Origin of the sequence: Escherichia sp. AM3, from assembly GCF_032029835.1 — a bacterium.
GTDB classification, from domain to species: Bacteria; Pseudomonadota; Gammaproteobacteria; order Enterobacterales; family Enterobacteriaceae; genus Escherichia; species Escherichia coli.
The window spans coordinates 1-1,660 of sequence record NZ_JAVUPQ010000263.1 but is presented as its reverse complement, the minus strand read 5'-3'; the positions used below and the strand labels follow the sequence as shown (position 1 = coordinate 1,660).

Here is a 1,660-nt window from a genome sequence, read left to right as displayed (position 1 = left end):
TGTTTTAGCTCAGTTATGTACTCACAATGGAAAATGACCTCAAGGTGCGTGTACATCGCCAATATTAGCAAATATTGCATCAGCTTCTCTAGACAAACAGCTCACCCAATTTGCAGGAAGAAAAAAAATATCTTATTCTAGGTATGCTGACGACATAACTTTTTCTTTCAATCAGAGAAATATTGATATAATCAAAAAAAACGACGACGGAAGTTATAGTCTTAGTGAAACTATAGACAATATTATTTCAAAAAATGGCTTTAAAATAAATTATGATAAATTTAGAGTTCAAACCAGAAATACAAGACAAAGTGTTACTGGCTTAGTGGTTAATGATAAAGTTAACATTAACAGAAGATATATAAGAATTACACGTTCAATGATTCATAGATGGACAGATGATAAGCTAAAGTATGCACTTCTCTTTGCTACAGAAAAAGGATATCAGGCAAAGGATAATAACCACGCAATTCAAATTTTCCGAAATCATATTTATGGAAGGCTTAGCTTTATAAAAATGGTTAGAGGGAAAGACTATCCAGGATATTTAAAACTGATGTCATACATGAGTCATAACGATCCATTAAAAACCCAAGAAGGATTGCGAGCAATGAAAGAAACAGAAAACTTTGATGTTTTTATATGCCATGCAAGCGAAGACAAAAAAGACATTGCAATTCCAATATATGACGAGTTAACTAAACTTAAAATTTCAGCCTTCATAGATCATGTTGAGATAAAATGGGGCGACTCCTTAATTGAGAAAATAAATGCAGCACTAGTTAAATCAAAATATGTCATCGCTATTTTATCTGCTAATTCAGTCAATAAGGAATGGCCTCAAAAAGAATTAAGGGCAGTTTTAGCCAGCGAAATATCGAGTGGCGACGTAAAACTTTTGACCTTATTAAAAAAAGAAGACGAGGAGGTCGTAAACCTATCATTACCTTTACTTAGTGATAAGTATTATATGGTCTATGATAATAATCCTGAAGTAGTCGCCAACAATATTAAATCACTCTTACAACGATAATTCTCTCACAAAAGCAAATGTGCAGATTGATGCGTATTAAGTATTAATCTGTACATACAAAAAATCAATAAAATAATATATTTTTCATAACTTGTAGGTAACAACAATATATGTCGTAACGAATAGTTGGATAACCTCTATACCCTATTAATCAACCAATTAACTCTATGTAATCTCGCAGCCTCAAAACCCGACTATTGTTCTCTTAACAGTCAGTTCACGTTCCATTTCGGCCTGAGCCCCATAACATGGAAGAAAAAACGCCCCCAGTCAGTCCAGCTTTCAGACAATCAGTGTGTCACCTGCCGATAATATTCTGAGTAGTTTTTTCAGCCCAGGCCTTTCGGACTTTGTACCACTGATTTTATCTTCAAAATAAGCGCGCATACTTCGTAATCCAGCAAGCTCTTGTATATGACGTTATTATGGCTACAGCAGTAACGATTATTCCATAACAGGTACTGTAGGCCACTCAATATCAGGTGCAGTTGATGTATCAACACGGTTCAGCAACACCCGATACTTTTTCCAGGCTTCCAGCAACAAGGTTTCTTCCTCCGTTGCGATTTCCAGCTCAACAACAGTCTGAACGTACCGGGAACAGCCTCCTTCAGAGCTTGAAGGATA

The 1,660-nt window shown here is 35.5% G+C and carries 2 protein-coding genes and 2 pseudogenes; 2 read left to right on the top strand and 2 right to left on the bottom strand.

What is annotated here, in order from left to right:
• Nucleotides 1–49 precede the first annotated feature (49 nt).
• Both RTW80_RS24875 and RTW80_RS24870 read left to right on the top strand, forming a co-directional pair.
• A pseudogene (locus RTW80_RS24875) lies at nucleotides 50–310 on the top strand (reverse transcriptase domain-containing protein); the annotation flags it as partial.
• A 69-nt stretch (nucleotides 311–379) separates the two neighbouring features.
• On the top strand, nucleotides 380–1,033 hold the full coding sequence (locus RTW80_RS24870) for a toll/interleukin-1 receptor domain-containing protein (RefSeq protein WP_252341619.1): 654 nt from the start codon (nucleotides 380–382) through the stop codon (nucleotides 1,031–1,033).
• 183 nt (nucleotides 1,034–1,216) lie between these two features.
• Here the strand turns inward: RTW80_RS24870 and RTW80_RS24865 are convergent.
• Nucleotides 1,217–1,447, bottom strand: a pseudogene (locus RTW80_RS24865) (recombinase family protein).
• Between the two features lie 30 nt (nucleotides 1,448–1,477).
• The coding region (locus RTW80_RS24860; protein ID WP_225089560.1) for a tail fiber assembly protein at nucleotides 1,478–1,660 on the bottom strand (183 nt) is incomplete at its 5' end.